The organism is Paenibacillus sp. H1-7, from assembly GCF_022354825.1.
In the GTDB taxonomy this organism is placed as follows: Bacteria; Bacillota; Bacilli; order Paenibacillales; family NBRC-103111; genus Paenibacillus_S.
Genome location: NZ_CP031168.1, coordinates 6867543 through 6894503, shown reverse-complemented (window position 1 = coordinate 6894503; position 26961 = coordinate 6867543). Strand labels below are relative to the sequence as shown.

24 protein-coding genes and 1 other annotated feature are annotated in these 26961 nt (G+C 50.9%); of the genes, 14 read left to right on the top strand and 10 right to left on the bottom strand.

Annotation, left to right across the window (positions count from 1 at the left end; all coding sequences use genetic code 11):
• Positions 1-107: 107 nt before the first annotated feature.
• Positions 108-1367 carry a methyl-accepting chemotaxis protein gene (locus DVH26_RS30350; protein ID WP_239628812.1) on the bottom strand — a complete coding sequence of 420 codons (1260 nt, stop codon included), beginning with the start codon at positions 1365-1367 and terminating at the stop codon, positions 108-110.
• A 207-nt stretch (positions 1368-1574) separates the two neighbouring features.
• Here DVH26_RS30350 and DVH26_RS30345 point away from each other — a divergent pair, with 207 nt between their 5' ends.
• Entirely contained in the window at positions 1575-1967 is a 393-nt protein-coding gene (locus DVH26_RS30345) for a VOC family protein (protein WP_239628811.1), read from the top strand.
• A gap of 212 nt (positions 1968-2179) precedes the next feature.
• Positions 2180-2560: an O-methyltransferase gene (locus tag DVH26_RS30340; RefSeq protein WP_239628810.1), complete on the top strand. Its 381-nt coding sequence runs from the start codon at positions 2180-2182 to the stop codon at positions 2558-2560.
• Between the two features lie 191 nt (positions 2561-2751).
• Here the strand turns inward: DVH26_RS30340 and DVH26_RS30335 are convergent, their stop codons facing one another.
• On the bottom strand, positions 2752-2979 hold the full coding sequence (locus tag DVH26_RS30335) for an alpha/beta-type small acid-soluble spore protein (protein ID WP_239628808.1): 228 nt from the start codon (positions 2977-2979) through the stop codon (positions 2752-2754).
• Positions 2980-3159: 180 nt separating this feature from the next.
• Between DVH26_RS30335 and DVH26_RS30330 the strand changes: the two genes are divergently transcribed.
• Positions 3160-3636 carry a hypothetical protein gene (locus tag DVH26_RS30330; RefSeq protein ID WP_239628805.1) on the top strand — a complete coding sequence of 159 codons (477 nt, stop codon included), beginning with the start codon at positions 3160-3162 and terminating at the stop codon, positions 3634-3636.
• A gap of 279 nt (positions 3637-3915) precedes the next feature.
• Positions 3916-5166, top strand: coding sequence for an FG-GAP repeat domain-containing protein (locus tag DVH26_RS30325; RefSeq protein ID WP_239628796.1), 1251 nt, complete (start codon positions 3916-3918; stop codon positions 5164-5166).
• 150 nt (positions 5167-5316) lie between these two features.
• Here the strand turns inward: DVH26_RS30325 and DVH26_RS30320 are convergent, their stop codons facing one another.
• Positions 5317-6174: a helix-turn-helix domain-containing protein gene (locus DVH26_RS30320; RefSeq protein ID WP_239628794.1), complete on the bottom strand. Its 858-nt coding sequence runs from the start codon at positions 6172-6174 to the stop codon at positions 5317-5319.
• Between the two features lie 255 nt (positions 6175-6429).
• Between DVH26_RS30320 and DVH26_RS30315 the strand changes: the two genes are divergently transcribed.
• The gene (locus tag DVH26_RS30315) at positions 6430-7260 is read left to right on the top strand and encodes an alkaline phosphatase family protein (RefSeq protein ID WP_239628791.1); all 831 of its coding nucleotides are present in this window, start codon (positions 6430-6432) and stop codon (positions 7258-7260) included.
• 93 nt (positions 7261-7353) lie between these two features.
• Here DVH26_RS30315 and DVH26_RS30310 read toward each other — a convergent pair whose 3' ends face one another.
• Positions 7354-8139, bottom strand: coding sequence for an AraC family transcriptional regulator (locus DVH26_RS30310; protein ID WP_239628788.1), 786 nt, complete (start codon positions 8137-8139; stop codon positions 7354-7356).
• A gap of 183 nt (positions 8140-8322) precedes the next feature.
• Here DVH26_RS30310 and DVH26_RS30305 point away from each other — a divergent pair, with 183 nt between their 5' ends.
• Entirely contained in the window at positions 8323-9639 is a 1317-nt protein-coding gene (locus DVH26_RS30305) for an ABC transporter substrate-binding protein (protein ID WP_239628786.1), read from the top strand.
• Between the two features lie 14 nt (positions 9640-9653).
• On the opposite strand, the gene DVH26_RS30300 is transcribed toward DVH26_RS30305, so the two are convergent.
• Positions 9654-10544, bottom strand: coding sequence for an AraC family transcriptional regulator (locus DVH26_RS30300; protein WP_239628783.1), 891 nt, complete (start codon positions 10542-10544; stop codon positions 9654-9656).
• Positions 10545-10780: 236 nt separating this feature from the next.
• On the opposite strand from DVH26_RS30300, the gene DVH26_RS30295 reads away from it, so the two are divergent.
• Positions 10781-11677 carry a phytanoyl-CoA dioxygenase family protein gene (locus DVH26_RS30295; protein ID WP_239628781.1) on the top strand — a complete coding sequence of 299 codons (897 nt, stop codon included), beginning with the start codon at positions 10781-10783 and terminating at the stop codon, positions 11675-11677.
• A gap of 82 nt (positions 11678-11759) precedes the next feature.
• On the opposite strand, the gene DVH26_RS30290 is transcribed toward DVH26_RS30295, so the two are convergent.
• The 3 genes from DVH26_RS30290 to DVH26_RS30280 form a co-directional block, all read right to left on the bottom strand.
• Positions 11760-12707: an aldose 1-epimerase gene (locus tag DVH26_RS30290; RefSeq protein WP_239628778.1), complete on the bottom strand. Its 948-nt coding sequence runs from the start codon at positions 12705-12707 to the stop codon at positions 11760-11762.
• Between the two features lie 188 nt (positions 12708-12895).
• Positions 12896-13825: a TIGR03943 family putative permease subunit gene (locus DVH26_RS30285; RefSeq protein WP_239628776.1), complete on the bottom strand. Its 930-nt coding sequence runs from the start codon at positions 13823-13825 to the stop codon at positions 12896-12898.
• Positions 13826-13844: 19 nt separating this feature from the next.
• Complete coding sequence (locus DVH26_RS30280; protein ID WP_239628774.1) at positions 13845-14984, bottom strand: permease; 1140 nt, start codon at positions 14982-14984, stop codon at positions 13845-13847.
• A gap of 187 nt (positions 14985-15171) precedes the next feature.
• Positions 15172-15445, top strand: a binding site (T-box leader).
• Between the two features lie 325 nt (positions 15446-15770).
• On the opposite strand from DVH26_RS30280, the gene trpS reads away from it, so the two are divergent.
• Positions 15771-16754 (top strand): tryptophan--tRNA ligase, encoded by a 984-nt coding sequence (gene trpS, locus DVH26_RS30275; protein WP_239628771.1) that lies wholly within the window; start codon positions 15771-15773, stop codon positions 16752-16754.
• On the opposite strand, the gene DVH26_RS30270 is transcribed toward trpS, so the two are convergent.
• Positions 16751-16936: a DUF5325 family protein gene (locus tag DVH26_RS30270; RefSeq protein ID WP_239628768.1), complete on the bottom strand. Its 186-nt coding sequence runs from the start codon at positions 16934-16936 to the stop codon at positions 16751-16753. The two genes, trpS and DVH26_RS30270, sit on opposite strands and share 4 nt — an antisense overlap.
• A gap of 151 nt (positions 16937-17087) precedes the next feature.
• On the opposite strand from DVH26_RS30270, the gene DVH26_RS30265 reads away from it, so the two are divergent.
• On the top strand, positions 17088-17312 hold the full coding sequence (locus tag DVH26_RS30265; protein ID WP_239628766.1) for an alpha/beta-type small acid-soluble spore protein: 225 nt from the start codon (positions 17088-17090) through the stop codon (positions 17310-17312).
• 200 nt (positions 17313-17512) lie between these two features.
• Here the strand turns inward: DVH26_RS30265 and DVH26_RS30260 are convergent, their stop codons facing one another.
• Positions 17513-18493 carry a metal-dependent hydrolase gene (locus tag DVH26_RS30260; protein ID WP_239628764.1) on the bottom strand — a complete coding sequence of 327 codons (981 nt, stop codon included), beginning with the start codon at positions 18491-18493 and terminating at the stop codon, positions 17513-17515.
• 257 nt (positions 18494-18750) lie between these two features.
• Between DVH26_RS30260 and DVH26_RS30255 the strand changes: the two genes are divergently transcribed.
• The 5 genes from DVH26_RS30255 to DVH26_RS30235 all read left to right on the top strand — a co-directional run bounded on the left by DVH26_RS30255 (position 18751) and on the right by DVH26_RS30235 (position 26951).
• Positions 18751-19077, top strand: a complete 327-nt coding sequence (locus DVH26_RS30255) for a hypothetical protein (protein ID WP_239628762.1) — start codon at positions 18751-18753, stop codon at positions 19075-19077.
• 134 nt (positions 19078-19211) lie between these two features.
• The gene (locus DVH26_RS30250; protein WP_239628760.1) at positions 19212-21020 is read left to right on the top strand and encodes an ABC transporter ATP-binding protein; all 1809 of its coding nucleotides are present in this window, start codon (positions 19212-19214) and stop codon (positions 21018-21020) included.
• A complete protein-coding gene (locus DVH26_RS30245; protein WP_239628759.1) occupies positions 21017-23131 on the top strand; it encodes an ABC transporter ATP-binding protein in 2115 nt (704 codons plus the stop codon). Before DVH26_RS30250 ends, DVH26_RS30245 begins: the two co-directional genes overlap by 4 nt.
• A gap of 264 nt (positions 23132-23395) precedes the next feature.
• Positions 23396-24844, top strand: coding sequence for a PTS mannitol transporter subunit IIBC (locus tag DVH26_RS30240; protein WP_239628757.1), 1449 nt, complete (start codon positions 23396-23398; stop codon positions 24842-24844).
• 64 nt (positions 24845-24908) lie between these two features.
• Positions 24909-26951 carry a BglG family transcription antiterminator gene (locus DVH26_RS30235; RefSeq protein ID WP_239628755.1) on the top strand — a complete coding sequence of 681 codons (2043 nt, stop codon included), beginning with the start codon at positions 24909-24911 and terminating at the stop codon, positions 26949-26951.
• The last annotated feature ends 10 nt before the right edge of the window (positions 26952-26961 follow it).

Genomic DNA, 26961 nt, shown 5'->3' with positions numbered 1-26961 from the left:
CCACAGCTTTAGTCTAATTAAAGGAACACGATTTCAACAGGGACCGGAGGTACATCCCTTCCTGCGAAGTCCATGTTTTCATACGTTACAGCCGCGCTCATTTTCCCCTACAATTTAAACAGCTGCATCATCTGCTGAAGCTTCGTAGCGAGCTTGGTCATCTCCTCGGACTGCGCAACAATCGCCTGCACCGCGGTGATCTGCTCGTTCATCGAAGCGGATACTTCCTGGGTGCCTGCAGCAGACTGCTGGGTGATGGCGGAAATGCTCTCCATCGTCGCCGAGATGCGCTGCGCGCTGTCGAGCATATACTCGCTTTCCCGGGCGAAGGAAGTGATCTGCTCGGATATGAATTTGACGCTCGTGACGATTTCGGCGAATACCGATTCCGTCTCATGGATCAATTGCGTTTGCTTATGTACGATTTGCTCATTCTCGGTAATGTGGGTCAGCGCTTCGCGGATCCCTTCCTCGATATTGCGGACGAGGAGAAACACTTCCTTGGTAGAAGTGGTGGATTCTTCAGCCAGCTTGCGCACCTCCTGGGCAACGACGGCAAAGCCTTTGCCGTGCTCTCCCGCTCGGGCTGCTTCAATCGAGGCGTTCAGCGAGAGAAGATTCGTCTGCTCAGCTATGTCGGATATCGACCGCGTGATCTGGGAAATGCCGTTCGCCTGCTGAGCCAGCCGGTCAATCGTTTGCGAGACGTTGGCGGTAGACTCGACGTTGCGCTTCATGCCGTCGCCTTGCGTTTCGACGGCTTGCAGTCCTTTTTCCACCAGTGCGATCATTTGTCCGGAACGGGAGTCCATCTCCTTGGTCGACGCTGTATAGGCGGTCACTTTTTGCTCGATATCCTTGGTGGCGATGGAGATGGCCGCGAGCTCTTCGGATATTTGGTTTGCTCCGGCCGCAAGCTCGTTCGACGATATGGCGACTTGGTCCAGTACGCTTTTCAAGCCTTCGTTTTTATAGTAAATATCTCGGCTGGAGTCGAATACATGTTTCGACATATTGCCGGAATCCTGCAAAATTTCGCGAAGCTTGTTCGTCATTTTGTTGAAAGCATTACCGAGCTCACCCAGAGCGTCGTTCGATTGGACGATGACCTTTTGCGAAAAGTCTCCCTTGGAGATGTTCAGGGCCGCTCGGGAAATGTCGCTGATAGGCTCTGTAAGCGCTCTCTCAAACCAGCTTACAAAAGGAAAGCTGAGTCCGATCATCACGACCAGAAACACGGATCCCAATACAACATGGATGGAGTTCTGGAGAATCAAAAGGAGAAGTGCAATGGAATAAACAGCTACTAGCGTGTAGCAGCCAAACTGCAATTTTCTTTTAAACGACAAGCCCTGGACCCAATTCATCAGCAAATCCCCTTTACATGATTGTTAATTTCTTACTATGGAAAATTATATCATCCAATAGTACCATGGTCTATAGTATTTATCCTGATCTCCCATTGCTTGGCAGTTCATATCGGGTCATAAGTACTAGCTGGACGGAGGCGCGGAATGCACGTGATCCTTAAGTCGTGCTTCGAAATAAAATTAACATGACAGGAGAGATAGACGATGTTACCCATCGAAGGAATTCACCACGTCAGTATTTGCGTACGCGATTTGGAGCGATCCAAGCTTTTTTATGAGAACGTCATTGGGCTGAAGGAGATTGAGCGTCCGCCGTTCGATTTCGCGGGAGCGTGGTATGCCGTAGGGAATACGGGACAGCAGCTTCATCTGATTGTCCATGAAGGGGAGACGCTGCGGCAGGGAGAAATCCATACCCGGGACGGTCATTTTGCCGTGCGTGTATCGAGCTACAAGGCTGCAAGACAATGGCTGGATGAGCATGGAGTACCATATGAGGCAAGACCTCATGCGAAAGCGGGCTTCCCGCAAATTTACGTGCTCGACCCGGACCGAAACGTCATTGAATTTAACGCGGAGGTTCTTGACCAAGCGTAAAATAACATACGAGACACCCCGTACGGGATGGGATTATAATGGGCAGCTTCCTTGAGGAAGTTGTCTATTTTTGTAGGAAAATGGTGAAAAATAGGAAGTTTCCTGCAAAATGTAATTTATTGTTGAAATACGGATTGTATTTACATATAATGGGGCTACAGCACTAGAAATGCATAATATTACCTATAAAAGAACTAGACAGGAGGATGTTGATGATTTTGGAAAATGTGCCTTTGGCCAGGCAGCTGGACTTTGTATTTCGCGAAATTAAGGATGAGCTGGCTCAACTGACCTCAGGGACGGTTTTCGTGCAAATCCGCAATAATGTGATTGGAAAGTTCGGGGTCAGAGCGTTCCCAGTCGAAAGTAGAGGGGGCGAAATACAACTGATGGGCCCGGGGTTATCCGAGCTGCATGTCCAGTCTTTCCGGCAAACCGCTGTAGAATCGTTAAAGCTGAAGCGGTGGACGCATGGAGAAATTTTGTTTGAATTTGCTATGAGGAAGAACACTTTGTGCACAAGCGTGGCGTTTGAATCGAACTACAACATGGCAAGCATTGTTGCCGATACCGACAAAAAGAGAAAGATTTAATGCAGCTCACAAGACTTACAATGTAAGCCGGTTCTTTATATTGTTGTGTCCTTATATTTTCATTTCTATTTTAAACTAATATTGGAGAATCGGTTCCCTGCTGACCTATTGGTTGGCGGGGCTTTTTGTATAGATGAAAAAGGAGCGGCTCTCGAAAGAACCGCCCCTCGGTTAAGTATAGAAGTGAATCATTATCTTGTAAACTTGCCTGCCAATTGTTGCTCAGCGATTTGAACCAGACGACGAGTGATGTGGCCCCCGATTGCACCTGTATCACGAGTTGCCATGAAGCCATAGTAACCGTCTTGCGGGATTTGAATGCCCAGCTCTTGTGCTACCTCATATTTCAGCTGATCCAAAGCTTGGTTAGCTTGAGGTACAACCAGTTGGTTACTGCTGCGGGATTGTCCTTGTGCCATTGTAGTCACCTCCGTTCATAAGGTAGTATGTACCAAAAATGAAATTATACGCATGAAGAAAACTGGAAATTATAACCATGGATTTCGATCCGGAAACGGGTTCTATACAAGCCTCATGTCATTTCCTATAATGAAAAGACCAAATACGTTATATCGGTTGTTAGAGGGGAGAGTCGCTTTATGTTCGAACTAACCTGCAAAGGATGGTCCTGGGATTCGGACCTGCAAATTATACACGCCGACGTCAGACTGGAGCTCGATGGTGAGGTGGTGATCGATGAGCCTTTATGCATAGATGTAGGACTTCCTGCCATGCTGTACAGCATTAGGCACGATGTGGAGCCCCATCGTTGGGCGGACACCAAGGAATGGCAGCGAATGCCTTTCTTTTGCTGCGGATGCGGCGATCCCGAATGCAGAGGGTATTCGTTCCGCGTCAGGCACGATGAACCCGGTATGCTCCAATTAACCGAGCTGGAAGAAAGGGAGCAGGGAGAGGCGAGGGAGCTTGGCACCTACCAGGTGCCGGTGGCTGTATATCGAGAGCAAGTCCATGCTGTCGCGCAGCAGTATGTTGAATTCATTGAAGGCCTGGACTACCGGCCTTATTTCTCGGACACGGTTAAGGTAGTGAAAGAGCTGCTTGCAAAAGGGTGAAGCGACCGCGGGTCTGCTTATAAAAAAAGCAGAATATCAAAGGAAAAGAGCAGCATCGTGTATGGTTCCTCCTGCGAATTCGTGTTATTTTGGCAAAAGCGTAAAGCTTGAGCAGCGCTTACGAAGAAAGTTTTCTAACGAAAACTCAGTAACGCTTACGAAGCAAGTTTTGCTAACGCAAAACTCAGTAACGCTTACGAAGCAAGTTTTGCTAACGCAAAACTCAGTAACGCTTACGAAGCAAGTTTTGCTAACGCAAAACTCTTAGGAGGAATCAACATGTCAAAGGCCGTATCACAGCCTGTCTTATTGGGACAAATCGATATTCAGGCGGCAGGACTGCGCAATAAAGTACTCGTAGGAGATCTGAACGGCGACGGACGGATGGAGCTGCTGCTGGTCCAGCCTGACGGTGGCATCGACGACCGCTATGTGCCGCATCAAGTTCAATGTCTGACAGCGATGGACCTGCTCGGCAACATTCTGTGGCAAGTAGGGGAGCCGAGCGAAAACCCGGGCGGGCCGGGATCCGACTACCCCGCACAAATATGCGATATCGATGGCGACGGCAGAATGGAAGTGCTGTACGTAATGGAGAAGCGATTCTACATCTTGGACGGTTCGACCGGTTCTGTGAAGGCGAATTACGAGCTGCCTGATCCGCTAGCCCACGACTGCATCATTATAGCCAATCTAAGTGGAAATGCAATTCCGCAGGACATTATATTGAAGGACCGCTACAAGCGGATGTGGGCGCTGGACAAGGATTTCAATCTGCTGTGGAAGCATGAAGGCAACTTGGGTCACTTCCCATGGGTGTATGATTTCGACGGGGATGGCCGTGACGAAGTGATGGCCGGCTACGATTTCCTTGACGCGGACGGCCGTATGGTATGGTCGTGCCGAGACCTGGACGATCACGCCGACTGTATTTGGGTCGGAGACGTCAACGGGGACGGCGTTCCGGAGCTGGTGATCGGCGGCAGCGTAACCGTGATGTACGACCGGCACGGCAATGAGCTGTGGCGCTATGAGGATTCCATCGAATCCCAGCATGTCGCGCTGGGCAAATTCCGCGGCGATATGCCGGGTTTGCAAATCGCCGGACTGGACCGTATCGTCCGAGGCAACGAGAACGGTAAGGACGGGATGTTCCTGCTTGATGCTCAAGGCAAGGAAGTATGGAAAGAGAACCGGACGAGCAAAGGCTGGCTCACCATCATCGAGACGATGAGCGGCTGGGACGAGTCGCCTCTCGACTACATATTGGCCTATCGCCGAGGGGGAGGCATTAACCCTACCTTGTATGACGGCGAGATGAATGCAGTCGTCGAGTTTCCGGTAGACGGCTATGTCGTGCATGCGGACTTACTTGGTGAGGGGCACGAGCAGGTGATTATTTATAACAGCGAGTACGCGTACATTTACTCCTCGCGTCCCGCGGATTTAACGAAGAAGCCGGCTGGAAAGGCGCTGCCGCAAACGAAAAGACTGTACAGCTCGACTTTGTATCCGGGCGGACAAATTTAATATGCCGATAGCCTCCTGAGAAGCTTTTATAAGCTTGCCGGGAGGCTTTTTTTGATATTACAAATCGCGTTTCCCAGTGAAGAAAAGGTCTTGCGTGACTTCGAAGCCGAAAGCTGTGCTCGTTAGGCAGGCTTATAAAGGCCGCTGCTGCTATTGGGGTGTTTTCCCGGCATGAGAGGATTGCAGGCTTCTTCGGAAGGCAGCCGGAGGACAGCCGTAAAAGGAAGCGAACTGGCGGGTGAAGTAGAACGGGTTGTTGAATCCGACCTCTGCGGCGATTTCCGCGATGGACAAGGAGGTGTACTCCAGCCTTTTTTTGGCATGTCTTAACCGGACTTTAATGAGCATATCCATGACCGATTCACCGGTTTGCAGCTTGAACAAATGGGCGAACCGGGAAGGTGATAAATTAACTTGGGCGGCCAACGATGCGACGGTGAACGGCTGATGGTACCGGTTGGAGATCAGGTTGAGAGCCTCCTGGATCCGGGGGTCGATGTTCTGGATTTCTGCCGCATGGCTGCTGGCGATAAGGAGCAGCACCTCTTCCAAGGCATTGGACGCAAGCCGCTCCGAGAACGGACCGGATTCAAGATTGTACTGGAGCAGCTGGGCAAACGCCGAGCTTACCCGCGAGTTCATCGCAGCACTATCGATCCGCAGCCACTTGATGCCTTGTACGCCATCGGGCAGCAGCAGCAGCGGGGCCCAATCCTCGCGCGGGACGAAATGGCACCAGTAGAACCTCCATATATGCCGCTCGCTGGTAGCATAGTAGTGCGGGGTTCCGGGAGTAATGATGGTCACATCCCCCTCCGAGCATTCCAGCGCTTCTTTGCCATTGTGGAACAATCCTTTGCCCGAGACGGTGTACGTCAAATAGAAGTCCTGGGTTCCCTTGGAGCGCTTGACCATATAGCCATGGGATCTTGTATAAAAATCGGAGAGCAAAATTCCGGGAATCGTGGTCGAATTCTCAACAGCAGTATCGTGCAAAAAGCTAGCCATTTCCGTGATTTTCCCACCTTTTTCCTGTAGTTTATAATGAATCCAAAAACAAAGCAAATGATTCAAAATAAAACGATCGTTTTGAATCCCTTTACCTTGGTGAAGGAATGATGCAAATCCGATGCAGTATGTTGATTTTGTTGTTATTGGTTGTATTTAATTGCATTTTGTATTGACTAATTCGAAAATCCCCCTACAATGAACATTAGATAACAAGTTCTCATAACGAAAATTATCGGGCTGGGAGAGATGATGATGAAGGCTTCACAGAGCAATACAATCAATCGGGTCATAGTGATCGGCTGGGACGGCGCAGGCAGCTTCGTGCAGCATACACCGACGCCTCATTTGGACGAATGGATGGCCAAAGGGGCTTCTACCATATCCGCACAGACTGTGTCGCCGACGATCAGCGCTGAGTGCTGGGGCGCTTTGCTGCACGGGGTAGGGCCGGAGAAGCACGGATTGGACAACGAGAGGGCGGCAAGACATACGTATCCCGGCGATTCGCCGTATCCGTCCTTTTTTCGCGTGGCGCATGAAGCGCATCCGGATCGGAAGCTGGCTGCCTTTACATGCTGGAAGCCGATCATGGACGGCATTGTCGAAGACGGGATAGGCGTGCATAAAGTATCCATGCCGGATGCGGAGCTCGCGGTAGCTTGCGCAGAATATATCCGGAGCAACCCGGACTTGTATGTGCTGTTCGTCCAATTCGATTATCCGGATGCGGCCGGTCATAAGTATGGCTACGGGACTGCAGACTACTTGCAGGCCATTACCGAGACCGACCGCTGGAGCGGGATCATTCTCCAGGCAGTGAAGGATGCCGGCTGGGCGGACGATAGCCTGATCATCCTGACGACGGACCATGGCGGAGGAGGAGACAATCCCAAAGGGCACGGCAGCGACCATCCGCTCGATAAGACGGTATTCTGGATGTGCTCCGGCCCTGGCATCGCCGTTGGCTCCGACGTACCCGAGGCGCTGGGTTTGATCGATACGGCCGCGGTAGTATGCCGCGCTCTGGGGTTGAAGCAGCCGGAACGGTGGGATGCAAAGGTGCCGGAGGGGCTATTTTCTTAAGTAGGCCAGTGAGTGTATTCTTGTGGGATTGCGGGTTGGAGAGCGGAAGAAGCCTCCTTCCGGAGATCCCTTTTTCATTATTGGAGCCTCATGTCAGCGGAACGATTTTTCCAGCTTGCGGAAATGGGAAGGGGGAATGCCGAATTTGTGCCGGAACACGCGGTGGAAATACGTATAGCTCCCAAAGCCGCAGCTCTCCGCTATAAGCTCCATTGATATATTCGTGTGCCGCATTCGCTCTACGGCAATGGAAAGGCGAAATTCCAAAGCGTACTCTATGATCGTCTTCCCGTAGCACTCCTTGAAAAAATGTGACGCACGCGAAATGCTCAGCTGTACATGCTTCGCCACATCCTCCACCTTGAATGGCTGGTGAGCATGCTCCTCAATGAACTGCTTCATGCGGATGGCGGTCATGGATCGGCTGTAAGAAGCCGTCGTATCGGTAACAGCCCTGTCCAGCGACAAGCATAACACCCGCAGCAAATAATCCGTTAATTCCCTGTTTTCTTCATTTAACCGGCGCGATTCCTTAATAATCTGTCTCCATGGATGCAAGATCGATTCTCCGAGCTTGATGCGGGATAGACTCGGCTTCTCGTACCGGCTCCACCATTCGTCCATCCAGGCTCCTTGGCAAAATAAATAATAGTCTCCGCTGCCGGTCACTCCTTCTATCCTCATTTCATACGAGCTGCCCGGCCTCAGCATGATCAAATCGCCGGGTTCGATGATCAGGTCCTTTCCTTCCATAGTTACGATACAGCTTCCATGAGTTTGCAACCGAAGCAGATAGCTTCCTAATCCTACCTTCTTGTTTCCTCTTCGCAGCTTCTGAAGATGGTATGAATAGCCGCATAGGAGTATGCTTTTTTCCATCGAATCACCCGTTATCAGGAATAGCAGAATAGTTTATGTTTTAATTATATTGCTCATTCATTTCTTAGGCAATCTGCGTTAGGATTATTACGTCACCGGATGACATTTTACAAGAGGCAAACTTGCCTGTTCAGTGAGAAAAGGGTACAATTCCTTGATTTGCAAGCAATTGGAGGGGTGAAAATGAGTATTCATAAAGGATTTCAAAGCGGTATCGGAGTCGTTCTGTCGGCTTTACTGCTGCTGACCGGATGCGGAGGCAAGGAGACCTCCTCAGCACCCAATAACGAAAATGTGTATAATAATGAACCGGTTACTTTAACTTTTTATAACCATAATGCTGGAATTTTAAGTCAAGCCGATCTGGATGCGCTGGTCGCTAAACCGGTCAAATCGAAATATCCGAACATTGAAGTTCAGTATGTTTCCGGAACGTCCCTGGACAAGCTCATCACCGCAAATCAGCTTCCGGATGTTATTTTGACAAGCAATTACTACTTGCATGACCTGCTTCAGCAAAATTTGGGGATCGATCTGAACGACCGGATCAAGAAGCAGAACATCGACATGAATGCCTTGGAGCCGGAGGCGGTCAACCTGCTTAAGAAATTCGGGAAGAACGGGGAAATTTACGGCATCCCGTACGCAATGAACTATGGAGTTATGGCTTATAACAAAGATATTTTCGATAAATTCGCCGTACCGTATCCGAAGGATAACATGACTTGGAACGAAGTGATGGAGCTGGCGCGCAAAGTGACGCGAATGGATCAGGGAACCCAGTATATCGGATTGGATATAGGAGATCCTCAGGTGCTGAGCAGAGCCTACTCCTTGCCCGTGGTCGACGATAAACAGGAAAAAGCCGCACTGACCGGCGATCCATATAAAAAGGTGTTCGGGTTGTACGACCAGCTGTATACGATTCCGGGAATTGTCGACGGCAATAAGAAATACACGTACGGGATCGATTACTTCCTGAAGGATCAGAAGCTGGCAATGTACCCGTATTGGATTGCGAACTTGACGACACGTCTGCCGCAATTGAAAGAAGCGGGCAAAGATTTTAACTGGGATGTCGTTTCTTTCCCTTCCTTTGACGATAAGCGGGGGCTTGGCCGGGAGATCGATTTCCACATGGCGATGATCACACCGACGAGCTCTAACAAAGATGCGGCCTTCGCAGCTATCCAAACGCTGATCAACGAGGAAGTCCAGAAATCGATGAACAAGGGAATTAGGCTGACGATTCTAAAGGACCAGAACTTGAAAAAGCAATTTGCAAGCGAAACGAAGCTGTATGAAGGGAAAAATCTAGCGGGTATTTTCGCGGTGAAACCGGCTCCGCTGCCGGAGGCGACCCGGTATGATACGAAAATGTATTCGTTCTTGAAGGAAGCGGCCAAAGCAATGGTAACCGAGAACAAGGATATCAACACCGTGCTGCGGGAAGCGGATGAAAAGGGGAACATGCATATTCTTGAAATAAGCAAGCAATAATTCGCAGTCGTCCGCTAGGCTCTTCTATTATGAGTCCGGAATTGCTGGGGAGACATGCCTGACATCGACCGGAACGTACGGCTGAAATGACTCGTTGACGAGAAGTGGAGCCTGCTGCCGATTTCCTCGATGCTCAGGCTTGTTTTTTGCAGCAGCTGCCGGGCTTCGTTGATTCTTTTACGCTGCCAATAAGCGGAAGGCGACAAACCGTATACATGCTTGAAGCAGGAATGCAAATAGGTGCGGTGAACATTCAGCTGCCGCGACAGTTCGGATATGGAGGGAGCCTTCTCAGGCTGCTGCTCCATAAGATAGGCGGCTTCCCTCGCCAGCTTGATCTGGGACGGCTTGACGCTGGCAGATAGAAGCCAATCGTTGCCGGCACTAAGAATATGAGAGGCGATCATGCTGATGAACTGCACGATGGTCGAATGAATCTGCAGCAAAATAACCGACTGCCTTATGGACCCGGACACATCGTGAGTCCGTTCATTCGGCTGAATCGACATCATGGACAGCGGCTCGCCGAAACGGGTCAAAAACTGCTTCACCCAGTCCTCCATAGCAAAATCATCGGAAGAACGAAGCAGCGTATGGCGGGACAGCTGAAAAACAAGATTGATCTCATCGGCCTCCACATGAAAATGAAAGTCGAAGTAGCTGCTGTCGATGGAAGTGCTCGTCGAGTGATAGGAATCGGATGGAATAATAACGGCTTCGCCAGGCTGCAGCAGCACCATCTGACCGTCCACCCACTGCTCAATTTCCCCTTGAACGCAGTAAATAAACTCGAAGTAAGGATGGCGGTGATTCGGATAGGACCATCCTGCAGGCCGGAGCGCGTATTCCATCCCCGGCACTTGAATGGCGCTGTACAGCTTGGGTAAGGTGAATCGATGCTCCATAGAAGTGGCTCCTTATCAATTAAGGGATTTGCATGAAACGATCATGATAGGGCTCTTTGACTTAAACATTACTCTACAAAGATGCAAATTGTAAAGACGATTAGCCATGGTGAACGTATGCGCCCGATGGTAAGCTGAACTCAAGATATGCTTGGGAGCTTGAGGCTGGGACGAACAACGGCTGATGGCGCCGGCATCTTAGTGAAGCATTCCAAACCGTTCGGGGAGGCAAGAGCATGAGCATTCAAATGGGCAAGGTTTCATTGGAGATGGGCAGCCGCTATTTAACCGAGCTGCAGGATTCGAACGCTATTTTGCATGATACAGCGGCATTGCGCAAACGGCTGGAGGATGACGGTTATTTGTTGATCCGCGGGTTTCACGACCGGAAGAAGGTGCTGGAGGCGCGAACGGGCCTACTGCGAAAGCTCGACAAGCAGGCGCGGCTCGACCATAGCTATCCTTTGGAGGAAGGGGTCATCGCGGAAGGCGCGAAAGGAACCATGTTCGGCGGTCCGGCCCAGCCGGATGACGAAGATATGAGGCCGTTTTACGAGCTTGTAACAGGGCAAGCAGTGATGGAATTTTTCGATCGACTGCTCGGCGGAGAGAGCATGACCTATGACTATAAATGGCCGCGTGCGGTAGGGCAGGGAGGAAATACGGGCGCGCATTACGACATCGTCTATATGGGGCGGGGGACGAAGCAGGTGTACACGATGTGGACGCCGCTCGGCGATATACCGATCGAGCAGGGAACGTTGACGGTATGTCTCGGATCGCATCGCTTCGAGCAAATGAAGCAGACGTACGGTCAAGTGGATGTAGACCGCGATCAGCACGAGAACGGTTGGTTCTCAACGGATCCGATCGAGATGGTGGACCGATTCGGCGGCCAATGGGCCACAACCTCGTTCTCTGCAGGAGACGTGATGATCTTCGGCATGTATTTGCTGCATGGCTCGACGGACAACATGACGAACCGGTTCCGGCTTAGCGCCGATACAAGGTATCAGCTGAAGAGCGAGCCGGTCGATGAGCGCTGGGTGGGCAAGCAGCCGAAGGGCCATTACGCCTGGGGCAAGGGGCAAATGAAAACGATGGAGGAAGCAAGACGGGAGTGGAATCTGTAAGCTGAAATGAAAAAAAGGGATCGTTCTCTCGACTCAAGCAATTCGTGCTGAGTGAACAATCCCTTTTTATATTTGTGATCCCTTACTTGTACACGACTTCCAGCGTGACTTCGAGCTCCAGCGATTCGCCTGGTTCAATACCGCGCAATCCGGTAACCTCGGCTGGAAGATCGATGTTCGGCGCGTTGGTTACCCAAGTGTAAGGCTCGAGGCAGATGAAATCATGAGCTTCGCCTTTGGTGAAAATAACCCATTGCTTGAACAAATCGGATCCGCTATAACGGATTTCCACCGTATCTTTGGACAGAACGGCAATACACGGATGATCCCCAATTTGGAACACGGTATCCATGTTGTGTCCTTTCAGCACATCGCCTTCAAGGAGCGCGTCATACGTTCCAAGCGGAACGAGGTTCCCCGTCGGAACGTTCAGCTCGTCAAGCTCCCAGATCGAGCTGACAGGGAGCTGCAGCTTCCAGCTTTCCGGCTCGCCGTCCAATAGAAACCAGGTGTGCAGTCCGTAGCCGAACGGAGCGGCTGTCGTTCCATTGTTCACGACCTTCAGCTTGTGGCTCAAGCGGCTGCCTTCCAGCTCATACGTGAGCTCAAGCTCCAGCGCATGCGGGTACTGCCGCTGTACATTCGCATCATCGGCCAGACGGATCGAGGAGGTGATGAACAGCTTGCCGTCCCGTTCGCCGGAAGCGACGACCGCCCAGGACTGGCTTCTTAGCATACCGTGAATGTGGTTGCCGGTCGCATGGTTAATATCGAACTGGTACGACCTTCCGTCGAATTGGAAGCGGCCTTCCCGAATCCGGTTCGGCGGCATCAGGACAGGCGTGCCGTACTGAACCGGCTGTTCCGCCAAATCCGATGGAGCTGCAGGAACTCGCAGCATTTCGCGCTGGAGCGTTTTGTCCCAAATGCTGTAAACGTTGTTGCCGATCGCAGGACAGATGGAGACGATCAGTTTGTCATTCTCCAATGTATAAGCGGGAGTGCCTTGCCAGTCGATTTGCTTGATCATAAGAAAAAGTCTCCTTTGCCGGATAAAAGTGCATAGAGTGGTTGCTACTGCATTTTATTGTATCAAAAGCGGACGCCCGCTGTCATGATGTCAAAACAAAACACCTGGACATATGCCAGGTGAACTTTTGAGAAACCAAGGAAACTGAATTTTTGTTTGTCTATTCCGGTGGGTATCCCTTACAGCCGCTATGTGCCGAAATCGAAATTAGGGTAGACATACTGGGCTTTGGACGGTTCGGCTGCGGCGATTTTTTCGACCTTCAGCATCATGATGTCCATGTCATTGAACCTTGTTTTCTGGATCGTTCCGGTTACGGTAACCCAAGAGTCATCGGCGAAGTTTTTGGCACGTTCGTATTCGACGAGAACACCGAACGGAGCGGCGTCGGCCGAGCAGCATTGAATCGAGAAGCGTCCGACAACGAACTGATTGTCTTTCATCTCTTCCTGGCGGTAGACGAATCCGGTCAGCTCCATTTTTTTGCCGACAAAACGATCCATATACAAATCCACCGTAGTCAGCGTTTCCATGTACAGCTCTTCTTTCACTTTGATGAGATCGGACTTGTAAATTTGTTTGGCGTATTTGGCGTATTGCTCCGTAAATTTATCCGATGGAAAGAGCTCCTCTGAAGAACCGGCGGCTGCTGTCGATCCAGCATTGGCGCTTTGTGCCGGTGGGGTGCTAGACGGCGATGCTGGCGCCGCGGCGGCTCCCGAATCTTTCTTGACACTGCTTGAGCTGCTCAGGTTCATACCTTTTTTGGCGGCGAGACTGCTTCCCATCGACAGATCGGGCAGGAGAAAGCCGAGCAGCAGCGGAATGATGAACATGCCGTACAGCACCGTATTTTTCATAATGGACCGGGACGGCGTATGGTCGTGATCGCAATCGCAGGCGTCGGCGCTGCCCCAGAAGGAGCGAAATGCCTGGTACACCTGATACACGGCTATCGCATAGAAACCGACGGCGGACCATTTGACGTAGTCGACCATGCGCGGGGCTATGTAATATAAAATGTTTTCCGTCTTGACCAAAGAGACGATATACATGGCGAAGCCGAACAGGATTGCGGCTTTGATGAAATGATGAAGACTGATAATTCGCGGACTCAAGCTTTCACGCTCCTTTCGATCAGGTGAAGAAGATTCGCTCGAACACAAGTGAGCAAACCAATACGACTACAACAATTAATGCGGATAACGCTATGACGAAGCGGGCTTTAAAGGCGGACAGCATCATCAGCAGGCTTTTGATATCGAGCATCGGCCCGAAGACGAGAAACGTCAGCAGCGAGCCTGTCGAGAACGTCGTATTGAAGGAGGAGGCCACGAACGCGTCCGAGGTGGAGCAGAGCGACAGGACAAAAGCAAAAGCCATCATGAACAGATGGGATTGAACGTCTCCCTGCCCGATGGAAACGAGGCTTTCTCTCGAAACGACCGTCTGTATTGCCGCGGTCAGCATGGCTCCGAACATCAAATATTTGCCCATTTCGAAAAACTCATCGGACGCGTGTCCGAGAATGCCGAACAGCTTGCCTGTAACCCCGGTATGTCCAGCATGGGTATGGCTGCCGTGATCATGGTGGTGATGCTCATGTGTATTGTGATGTTCATGAGCATGATGGTCATGGCTCGCATGGTGGTGCGCGTGATAATGATCGTGATCGTGATGATGGCTGTTCTCATGTGCATGATGGTTATGTATCGCTGCCGAAGCAGTAGTGCCGCGAAGCGGATTCGACCGGACAAATTTGTAAACAATCAGGCCGATCGCCAAGGCCACGATGAATGCCAGTCCCATGCGGGAGTAAGCAATCTCGGGGCGGCTTCGGAACGCCATGAAGGTGGAGGCATAGACGACCGGGTTAATGATAGGGCCGACCAAGATGAATACGATGGCGACATATACGGGCATGCCTTTTTTCATCAAACGGCGAATGACAGGAATCATCCCGCACTCGCACAGCGGAAAAATAATCCCAACAACGCAAGCGAACAGAATGCCCAGCACCGGGTTTTTCGGGACAAGCCGGCGGATCGTTTGCTCGGAGACGAACATTTGCAGCAGGGCCGAAACGAGTACGCCAAGCAGTACGAAGGGGAACGCCTCCAGAATGATGCTCAGGAACAACGTTTTGAAGTTCTGCATGTCGTTGCTCTGGAGAAAGCTCCAATCGATCGGATGCTTTTGGGTAAAAATAAGAATCAGCATGATAAGGCAGGCTAAAGTGAGCACATTCGTACTCCAACGCATGATCATTGGCCGCATTGGACATTTCTCCCTTTCTAATTCGTAAATATTATTATTATATAATATGCGGGACGTACGGTATATAGGACAGGCAAATAACAAAATATGAAGGGGATCGGGATAAAAAATTGCCCGTTGGGGAAGGATTGACATGGTGTGGATGTTATGTATATGATAACAAGAAGCAATCAGAACCTAATGATAGAAATAAGCAATGACAGGAGCAAGTAGGCGGCAATGAGCCTTTCAGAGAGCCGGTGGGTGCTGTGAACCGGTAGGCAGTGGCGTTGAATGGGTCCTGGAGCTGACGGCTGAACGAAATGATGCGGACAGGCTTCTTGCCTGGTGTTGTTGCATCATAATCAAAGGCTGGTCCGGATACTCTCCGTTACAAGAGCTTAAGGCTTATAAGTGCTGGGCGTTGTTGTCCCTGCGAATGTAAGCAAAATAGGGTGGCACCACGGTCCTTCGTCCCTTGCGGCGGAGGGCCTTTTTGTGTTGAGGAGTATGTAAAATAACGGGGCTTCGGGAGTAGTAAAGTACCTCCGTCCGCTGTTGAAGCCGTGTTCTATTTATCCGATTCCCGTGGTGAGAACACAGCTTCAAAAGGCGGATCGTAAGCTCTCCGGTATCTTTACATACTCCCTGACGCTCGTTATTTTGGTGGGAGTAGTAGTGTGAAGGTGAAATGGCTGCCGCTGCGCTGTGCATTCCACAAGCGGGTGAAGCGGGATATCGTCCCATGCAAAATCGGAACACCACCCATAAAACAACATTATAAAGAAAATCAAGGAGGAACATCAAATGAAAAGAGTATTATCCGGCATGCAGCCGAGCGGACAATTGACATTGGGCAACTACATCGGAGCGCTGAAAAACTACGTGGCTTTGCAGCATACGCACGACTGCTACTTCATGGCGGTCGATTTGCACGCCATCACCGTGCCGCAGGAGCCGGCCGCGCTGCGCGAGCAGAGCGAGGCGGTAGCCGCGCTGTATATCGCGGCGGGGATCGACCCGTCCAAGGCAACGGTATTCCTGCAATCCCATGTGCGCCAGCATGCGGAGCTCGGATGGTTGTTGACGACGCTGACCTATATGGGCGAGCTGGAGCGGATGACGCAGTTCAAGGACAAAGCGGCGGGCAAGGAATCCGTAGGCGCCGGATTGTTCACATACCCGTCTCTGATGGCCGCCGATATTTTGCTATATAATGCGGACCTCGTACCGGTAGGCGACGATCAGAAGCAGCATCTAGAGCTGACACGCGATTTGGCGCAGCGGTTCAACCAAAGATATGGCGATACATTCACGATTCCGGAGCCGTACATTCCGCAAGTCGGAGCGCGCATAATGTCGCTCGACGACGCATCGAAGAAAATGAGCAAAAGCAGCGCCAACCAAGGCAGCTTCATCGCCATGCTGGATGCGCCGGACGTCATCCGCAAAAAAATAAGCCGAGCCGTAACCGACTCGTGCCGTGAAGTGAAATTTGACCCTCAGAACAAGCCGGAGGTCAGCAATTTGATCAGCATTTACGCGCAATGCTCGAATAAGTCCATAGCGGACATCGAAGCCCAGTATGAAGGACAAGGATACGGTCCGTTCAAAAAAGAATTGGCCGAGCAGGTCGTTGCCTTGTTGGAGCCGATTCAGCAGCGCTATCAGGACATCCGCAAGTCCGGCGAGCTCCATGATATATTGCGTCAAGGCGCTGAAAGGGCATCCGCGGAAGCCGAGAACATATTGCGGATCACGAAAGAGAGAATGGGCTTTCTCGTTCTTTAATTGCCCTCTCCGTTGCGCCGTCTGAGTCGGGCTTTGACCACAAAGCCGAATCCGATAAAGCCGATGGACAATACGGAGAACAGCAATGCGAGCCATCCGTTTCCGACGCTGAGAGAGAAGCTGATGCCGGCCAGCAGCAGCGTTCCGACAATAGCGAATAAGAGTGCTAGTCCTTTGTTCATGCGGGTAGTACCGCCTTTCTGATGAGTATTTGAAAATCGAAAAGATTTTTTCAAATTGTGCGTATACTTTTTGACGTGCGTCACATAATAAGTTTGCAAGCTTGCAAATACATCAAAGATATCATTCAGATTGAAAGGAGTGCTGATCATCATGGCACAAGGACAATCCCGAAGCAGTAACCAATTAGTCGTACCTCAAGCAAACCAAGCTTTGGATCAATTAAAGTATGAGGTAGCTCAAGAGTTGGGTATTCAAATCCCACAAGACGGGTACTACGGTTACATGGCATCCCGTGACACGGGTGCAATCGGTGGTCACATCACTCGTCGTCTGGTTCAAATCGCCGAGCAATCGCTGGCTGGCCAAACTCGTTAATCGACACTGGCTTCGAATCAACGTATCATCATAGAAGCTCAGGGAGCAATCCCTGGGCTTTTTTGTATTATATAAGATACGACTCCCTCAGGCAAAAGAAAAGGGCTGTTCTGCAACAGCCCAAGATTTTAACGGTGCATGTGCGAAAGTGGCCTCTCCTGCCATTTTTCATCGAATGTCGAGCAGCATCGGTACCCGAGCTACGTATTGACCCGCAATTTTTTGCCGAGACGCGTCTCGCTGACCCATCCTACATAAGAATCGAGGGGGTTCAACTCCTTATCCAGCATCATGACGGCTACGAACGGATACTGCTTCCGGTGGCGGTACCGGACATCGGCCCATCGTACCTCATATCCCCACTCATGAAAGTGAAGATCCGCGCAGGCGAAAGAGGTAAAGTACAGGAAAGCGGCTATATCTTTGTTGTTTTTGGAAGCTTCCACGGCCGGATGAGCATCGCAAGACACTTCATCGACCCACTTGATCCGGTTGTTCCTGTATTCCCCAAGGGCAAAATGGCCGTTAGGCATCTTCTTCACCACTTGCCATACATACAAATGAAAGGTCGGTATCAAATAATAGCGTTCGCCCTGCTTATAGCGGGGATCTTTCTGGAACAGATTGGACTCCAGATAATGATGATACCACGATCTCCAGACGTAATACACTGCCAATATCATGTACAAAATGGGAAAGAGAACCTCCGGACGAACCAGATGAACCGACCACATGAAGATAGCAATGAGGTGGGATATAAAAATGACGGGATCGAATATATGAATAATGTTCCACGAGACCCACTTTTCCGAAAATGGCCGGAACGCCTGCGTACCGTACGTATTGAACAAATCGGTGAACACATGGAATGCTACAGCGATAAATACCCACATGGTCACGTGCCAGAATGGCAGGTTGTCGAAGGCCATCATTAGGCCTAAGGTGATTAATGCCGTCCATATGATGAGGGCGGGCAGCGAATGCGATCGGCCGCGATGGTTTTTAATGTAGGTAGCGTTGTCTTTCAGCCGCAGCAATGTATCTGCATCGGGCGCTTGCGATCCGAGTACGGTCCCGATTAAAACGGCGGTGGAAACGCTGGGATCCGCTGCAACTACGGGATCGATGTAAGCCAATCCGGCTAGTCCGAAGCCGATTACAAGGTGTGTTCCGCTGTCCATGTTGTGGTCTCCTCCTAAGAGCTTTCCGAAGGAAAGCTTGCATCGTAAGCGTGTGCCGAGCTTTCCGAAGGAAAGCTTGCATCGTAAGCATGTGCCGAGCTTTCCGGAGGAAAGCTTGCATCGTAAGCATAAACCTGGCTTTCCGCAGGAAAGCAAATGCGCCAGCTCCGGCTTCCTTTTCTTGAGAAATGAAGGCGGAAGGGCATATTATTAGTGTATCATTTTCTACCTTAAAATAAAGCTAAAGGGGTTAAAAAATGTCTATAGCATTTGTCGAATATCAAATCTTACCCAATTACAGGCCAGATTATTCAAAGTGGATGGACGGTGTGAGGGCTAATTACCCGGAGCTCGTTTGGCTGGAGGGGACGGACCAGCCCGGTTTGTTCGTCGAGCTGTGGCACGTGTCGTACGAAGAGTATGAATCGCTGAAAAAAGCCAGACAGCTGACGGTAAACGACGAGAATGAGCAAGCCCTACCGGCAAGCAGCAAATACAGCATGACGGACTGGGAGCAGCTTGGCCAATGGGTCAAAGGAGGAGCGGCCAAAATCCATATTTGGCATTTCGGAAAAGTAAAATAGTCCATAATTTGAAGCAAGTATATCCATGGTATCTTCCTTCCAATCAAGGTAATCTTAACATTAGCCTTATACTAGATACGGCAAGGACTCGTAAAAAGTAGGCATCAATGCGGAAAGCCGTGGGGGGAAAACGGATGGAGAGGCACAATATTTTTTGGAACCATGTTAAGAGGAATCGCTGGCCTTACTTGATTGGATTTGCATTATTGTCCATATCCAGCTTGCTTCAGCTGTTAATACCGCTGCTGCTTGGTGATTTTACGGACAAATTGCAGGATTCGGCATTAACGTACCAGGAAACGATCAAGTTCGCGCTGTGGATGACGGCGGTAGGGCTTGGGATAGCATTTTTCCGTTCGACGAGCCGGATTTATTTGTTCCGACTGTCAAGAATGCTCGAAATGCGTGTAAGAGGGAATTTGTTCAAGCATTGGGAGAGACTATCCGCGCAATATTTCAACAACCAGCGGATCGGCGATTTAATGTCCCACGCGATTAGTGACGTTGGCGTCGTCCGCGAGGTGACGATGCAAGGATATTTCAATATTATGGAATCGCTCATGCTGATCGTCATTTCGGTTATCGCGATGGTGACATCGGTAAATCCGTGGCTGACGCTGATAACCATGCTCCCGCTGCCGCTGTTAAGCCTCTTGGCTTATCGCTTCAACAGCCGGATTCAGCAGCAATCCGTCGATATGCAAAAGGCCATTTCCGATTTGACCAGCAGAGTGCAGGAATTCACCGCGGGGATTCGTGTCGTGAAAGCGTTTGTACAGGAAAAGGCGGAGCGCGAGCTGTTCACCAAGGATAATCAGCATGCGGTTGACATGAACCGCAGGTTCGTCCGCTCGAACTCGCTGTTCGGCGCATTGAGCTCCGGTATCGTCGGATTCAGTTTTCTCGTATCCGTCGTGCTCGGGGGCATTATGGTGCTTAAAAACATTATTACGCTGGGAGAATTCGTAGCGTTCAATACGTATTTATCCTTGCTGATGGGACCGATTGAGAACTTGGGCAAGGTCGTCAATTTGATGCAGCGCGGCCGAGCGTCGGAGCTTCGCTTGATGGAAATTTTCAACACGCAGCCGGATATTGTCGACGACGAGATGGCCAAGCAGCACATCGATAACATCGACGGGGATATCGAAATTCGCAATCTGACCTTCTCTTACCCGGAGGCAAACAGACCGACGCTGAAAAACATTTCGCTCAAAGTGAAAAAAGGAAGCAGCCTCGCCATCGTCGGCCGAGTGGGCAGCGGGAAGAGCACGCTTGTGCATCTGCTTGTCCGCCTTTACAATCCGCCGGCAGGAACGGTATTCATCGACGGCAACGACATCCATGAAATTCCGCTGCAGACACTGCGCGGGCAGATTGGCATCGTGCCGCAGGATCAGTTCCTGTTCTCGTCGACCATTCGCGACAACATCGGCTTCGACCCGAAGCCGTATACCGATGAACAGGTTGTCGAAGCGTCCAAGGTAGCCCAAGTGTACGATAACATTGTAGAGTTTCCCGAACAATTCGATACGGCGCTCGGCGAACGCGGCATTTCGTTATCCGGCGGACAGCGCCAGCGTGTGAGCATTGCCCGGGCAATTATTAAGAAGCCTTCCATTCTCATCTTCGACGATAGCTTGTCGGCCGTAGATACGATAACCGAGGATTTGATTCTCGAAGGGCTGAAATCGGTTATGAACAAAAGAACGACCATTATTATCGGACACCGGATCTCTTCGGTTCAGTCCGCCGATCAAATCGTCGTTATGGATGAAGGCGAAATCGTAGAGCAAGGATCGCATGAGAAGCTTCTTCGGCAAAACGGTATTTATGCGGATATGTACCATAAGCAGCTGTTGGATCAAGAGGCCGAAAGACAGGAAGGCCAAGAGCTTGATTTGACTCAGGGCGGGCTTATTCGGAAGGGAGCAGGCGCATGAATATTCATACGGAGAAAGAGATCAAGAATTTTAAAGACAGCCAGCTGATCTCGCGGCTTATGTCTTACGCCAAGCCTTATTGGAAGATGATCCTTCTGTGTATCGCCCTTTCGTTTTTGATCGTGGTGGCGGACTTGGCCAGACCCTACTTAATGAAAATCGCAATCGACGGTCATATCAACGGGATGCACAAGCCCATGCTCGCTGTCAGCAGCGATCAAGCCGGGAAGCTGAAGCCTTACGGCGGTTCAGCTGCCTCCTGGAATGGCCGGGACTTTGTCCGCTTGGAGCCCGATGAGACGGAGAACGGAACGATTCCTGCAGGGACCGAAAAGAAGCAGATCGTGAACGTCGACGGCCGTGAGTACATGATCAACGGCTGGCTTCCTGCGCAGCAATCCGAATTGAAGGTTACGGAGCAGGGCGGAGCGGTGAAGCTGACGACGGCGGAGAACAGCGTCTACGATGCCGTTGTATTGGATGAACCGGCTTTGGATGCGTTCAAGAAGCAGGATTACAGCGGGTTTACTACGCTTGGAATTTTGTTCCTGCTCACAGTTGTGACAGGTGCGATACTCAACTATTTGCAAAGCAATCTGCTGCAATATACGGGCCAGACGATCATTTTCAATATTCGGCAGCAGCTGTTCAGCCATTTGAACCGGATGTCGATGTCGTACTTTGACCGTAATCCGGTCGGACGATTGGTCGTTAGGGTAACCCAGGACACCGAATCGTTGAACCAATTATATTCGCAGGTTGTCGTCAACCTGGTGAAGGACGTAATTTTCCTGATCGGAACGATCGTTATCATGATGCAAATGAGCATGAAGCTCGCGCTGCTGTCGTTTGCGGTCATCCCGTTTCTTGCGGTGCTTACGTTCTGGTACCGGTCTGTCATCAGAGAGGCGCAGCGTAAATCGAGAATCATTTTGTCGCGGTTGAACTCCTTTTTGGCGGAAAATTTGTCTGGCATCCGGATTACGCAATTGTTTATTCGGGAGCAAAGACAATGGGAGCAGTTCGATCACCACAATACGGAATTTTACCGTGCGGGGATGCGGGGTACCGTTATTAACTCGATCTTCCAGCCGGCTATCGGCTTTTTCGGCAACCTGGCGATTGCACTCCTGCTCTGGTATGGCGGGGCCAGCGTTATCGAAGGAAGCATCACGTTCGGTATCGTATATGCTTTTACGCATTACGTAAGACAGTTTTTCCAGCCGCTGATGAGCTTGGCGGAGAAATACAATCAGATTCAGACCGCGATGGTCGGAGCGGAGCGTATATTCGAAATGCTGGACGAGAAGCCGTCCATCATCGACTCGGAGGTCACCAAGAGCCTGCCGAAGCCGATCCGCGGCGAAATTACGTTCGACCATGTATGGTTCGCTTACAATAAAGAAGATTGGGTGCTGAAGGATGTCAGCTTCACCATTCAGCCTGGACAGACGATAGCCTTCGTAGGAGCGACGGGTGCCGGCAAAAGCTCGATCATCCAGCTGATCAACCGCTTTTATGATATTCAAAAAGGCAGCATCCGCCTCGACGGTGTCGATATCCGCGATATCCCGCTCGACGAGCTGCGGCGCAGCATCAGTATCGTGCAGCAGGACGTCTTCCTGTTCACCGGCGATATTGCATCCAACATTCGCTTGAATAACACCGAAATAACGGATGAGGAAGTGTTCGATGCGGCCAAAATGGTGCATATCGACGAGTTCGTCCGCGACCTGCCGCAAGGCTATAACACGCTGCTCGGCGAGCGGGGCATCAACCTGTCGCTCGGTCAGCGGCAGCTGCTTTCCTTCGCGCGGGCGATCGCGTTCCGCCCGGAAATTCTTATTCTCGACGAGGCGACGTCGAACATCGATACCGAGACCGAGATTGTCGTTCAGGACGCGCTGCACAACATTTCAGCGGGCCGAACGACGCTTATCGTAGCCCACCGGCTGTCGACGATTCAGCATGCCGACCAGATCATCGTCATGCACAAGGGCAAAGTGCGCGAAATCGGCAACCATTACCAGCTGCTGGCGCAGCGGGGCTATTACTACCGCTTGTATGAGTTGCAGTATAAGGAGCAGAAGCCGATGCCTGCGGCGAAGTAAAAGAGTGTTTTCCAACGGCTTCACTGGCAACATTAGGTTCTGACCCTATCAACGTAAACCCGGATCCTCCAATGGATCCGGGTTTTTTTGTCATCCGTAGCAACTAGTTTTCTCCATGGAAGCAGTTCCCTCGCCGGGCCCTAGACTTGGGTAAAAAAATGTTGTCAACAATGTTCATGACGAAACAGGATTTTGATTTCATTGAACCTGAAAGCGCTTTTGCATTACGATTAGATCATGAAATAGTTAAAGGGGGTTATCCTAATGGATACTATCGCAGCACAAAAACAAGCGTCCTCCGGCGGAGTCCGGGTCAAAGTGCAAAGCTTCGGGCGTTTTTTAAGCGGCATGGTCATGCCCAATATCGGTGCTTTTATCGCGTGGGGGCTGATTACCGCCTTATTTATTCCGACAGGCTGGTTTCCCAATGAGTATTTGGCTAAGCTAGTCGGCCCCATGATTACGTACCTGCTGCCAGTATTGATCGGGTACACGGGCGGATCGATGATTCACGGAACGCGCGGCGGTGTCATCGGCGCGGTAGCCACGATGGGGGTTATCGTCGGCACGGATATCCCGATGTTTATGGGAGCGATGATAGTCGGTCCTTTCGCTGCCTGGGTGTTGAAGCGTTTTGACAAGTCGATTGAAGGCAAAGTGAAGTCCGGCTTCGAGATGCTCGTCAACAACTTCTCATCCGGTATTATCGGCGGTATTTTGGCGGTTCTTGCCTACACCGTAGTCGGCCCAGTCGTCCAAATCGTGAGCAAAGCGCTCACAGCCGGAGTTCAGTTCCTGGTGAATGCAGGGCTTCTGCCGCTGGCCAACGTGCTGATCGAGCCGGGCAAGATTTTGTTCCTGAACAATGCAATTAACCATGGCGTTCTAAGTCCTATCGCTTTGGAGCAGGCCTCCAATACAGGACGCTCCATCCTGTTCATGCTGGAGTCCAATCCAGGTCCGGGGCTTGGAATATTGCTGGCCTACTGGCTGGTCGGACGCGGTTCGGCAAAGCTGTCTGCTCCCGGTGCCGCCATTATTCACTTCTTCGGCGGTATTCATGAAATTTATTTCCCTTATATATTGATGAACCCTCGCTTACTCTTGGCGGTTATTGCGGGCGGCGTAACCGGTACCTTTACGTTCTCCTTGTTCGGAGCCGGTCTGGTTGCTCCACCGTCGCCGGGAAGTATTTTCGCCTACATCGCTATGGCGCCTAAGGGCGGTCTGCTCTCCATTTTCACTGGGGTCATCACTGCGACTATCGTTTCGTTCCTCGTTGCCGCACTGCTGCTCAAAACGACCAAGCAATCGGGTGAAGAGGATGAGCTGGAGCAGGCAACCGAGAAAATGAAGCAAATGAAGCAAGCGCCAAACGCAGCAGCAGCTGCTGCTAATGCACCGGCTGCAGCTGAAGCGGTAGTGAAGCTGGCTTCCGCAGTCAACAAAATCGTATTCTCATGCGATGCCGGTATGGGCTCCAGTGCGATGGGAGCTTCGATATTAAGAAAGAAAATGAAAGAGGCCGAGGTCGACGTCACCGTGGTAAACACCGCAATCAGCGAAATACCGAAGGACGCCGATATCGTAATCACTCACAAATCGTTGACGGATCGGGCGCGCAATCAAGCGCCGCAAGCCGAGCATATTTCCATTGATAATTTCATGAAAAGCCCGGAATACGACGAGCTCGTCAAACGATTGCGGGGTTAAGAATCATGGCTAACGCTGGCTTACGGCCGGCGTTATCTCCATTATGTTATCGAGGAGCATGCATATGACCCTCTCTCATAGGCACCGTCAAATCCTTGAGCTGCTGCTGAGCCGTAATGTCGATGTGACAGCCGGGGAAATTGCCGCCGAAATCAACGTGAGCACGCGAACCGTTCACAGGGAGCTGACGGAGCTGGAGGCGATAATATCGTCTTCCGGCTTATCGCTGCAAAAAAAGTCCGGCAAAGGCATCCAGCTTCAAGGCGATTTGCAGGACATAGAGGCTTTCAAAAGAAAGCTGCATGATGCGGCAGCGATCGAACATTCGTCGCAGGACCGCAAGCTGTTCATTCTGTGCACTTTGCTTGACGAGGATGAGCCGGTGAAGCTGTTCGCTTTAGCCCACTCTCTCCGTGTGACCATCCCGACGATTACTAACGATTTGGATGAGCTGGAGAGCTGGATCCAAAAGTCCAACCTTACTCTTATCCGAAGAAGAGGGTACGGCGTCGGCTTGAACGGCACGGAGATGAACAAACGGAAGCTGATCGCACGGCTGGCGAGAAACTATCTGGATGAATCCGACCTGTATGGAAAATCGGCACGCTCTCCATCGCCGCTTGTCATGAAGCTGCTCCAGCTCATCGGCAAATCGTATTTTGCGGACGTCGAAGCGGCGCTTTGGGATGCGGAGGACGAAGGTTTAAATAAGCTGTCGGAAAGTGAATATACCCGTCTCTTGATCGACATCTCTATTTTGATAGCAAGAATGAAGCAGGGAAAGGTTATTGAGGCAAATGTAGAAACGGAAACCATACGTCGAAGTGATTTGCTCACTCATACGATAGAACAATTGTCCAAGATCGTTCCCATGGAATGGCCGGAGGCGGAAATACGCTATCTGGCGGAGCTGCTTCAACCGGAGGAGCCTCACCCGAACCAGCTGCTTCCTTTTGATGAATTAAGCTATATGGAAATTGTCTGGAAGCTGATCCGGCGAATGGAAGAGCGCAGCGGTGTATCGTACAGTGAGGACCGCTCCCTAAGGGACGGCCTGCTAAGCCACCTTGAATCCGCACTGAAACGGCTTCAAGCCGGAGCAACGATCCGCAACCCGCTGCTAACGCAAATCAAGAGAGACTACGAAGAGCTGTTTGAAGCCATACGTTTGTCGGTTAACGAGACAATAATAGAGCCGGCGGTTCCCGACGAAGAGATCGGCTTTCTGGTCATGCATTTCGGGGCTTCACTGGAAAGGCAAAAGCAGCTGCGCCGCAACGTCAGAGCGATCATTGTCTGCACCAGCGGAATCGGTACCTCGAAGATGCTTGCGGTCAGGCTTACCAAGGAGCTCCCGCAAATTGAAATTCTCGGTCACGTCTCCTGGTTTGAGGCGGTCCATATTCCGGAGGCTGAATACGATTTGATCATCTCGACGGTAGATTTGCCTTTGGATGACGACCAATATATCAAGCTCAGCCCGCTGCTAACGAAGGATGAAGCCGAACGGCTCCGGTTATTTATCCAAAACGTCACCTTGCAAAAGGACAACGGCAGGGATCAGGGAGTCGTAGTACGGAACCTCAAGCATTCAACCGAAAGCCTTCACCGGATCCGGATGTACGTCAATGAAATCGTCCGGATTGTGGACGGCTTCACGGTGTATCCTCTGGATCAATCGTTTCATAGCTTGCGCGAGACACTTCAAGTCATGTGCGAATACGCGCGGCAATCGGGTTATATCGAGGATGTGGAATCGATCGTCGAGCTGCTGCTGGAACGGGAGCGGTTAAGCAGCCAAGTCATTCCCGATACGGAGCTGGCGCTGTTTCATATCCGAAGCGGGAGGGTGTTGGAGCCTACCCTGACGCTCTTTCAGTTGAAGGAGGATTTACTGCTGGATCAGCCCGTATCGCCTGGCGTCAGGCATGTGCTGCTCATGCTGGGTCCGCAAGAGCTTCCCAAGGAAAGCTTGGAGGTGCTGAGCGAAATCAGCTCCTACCTGCTGCTTCCGGAAATGATTGAGCTTCTGAGAACAGGGGAGCAGAGCGAGATCAAGCAATTTTTATCGCGAGAGCTTACGGCTTTTTTAGAAAATAAAAAATAATTCGGATAGG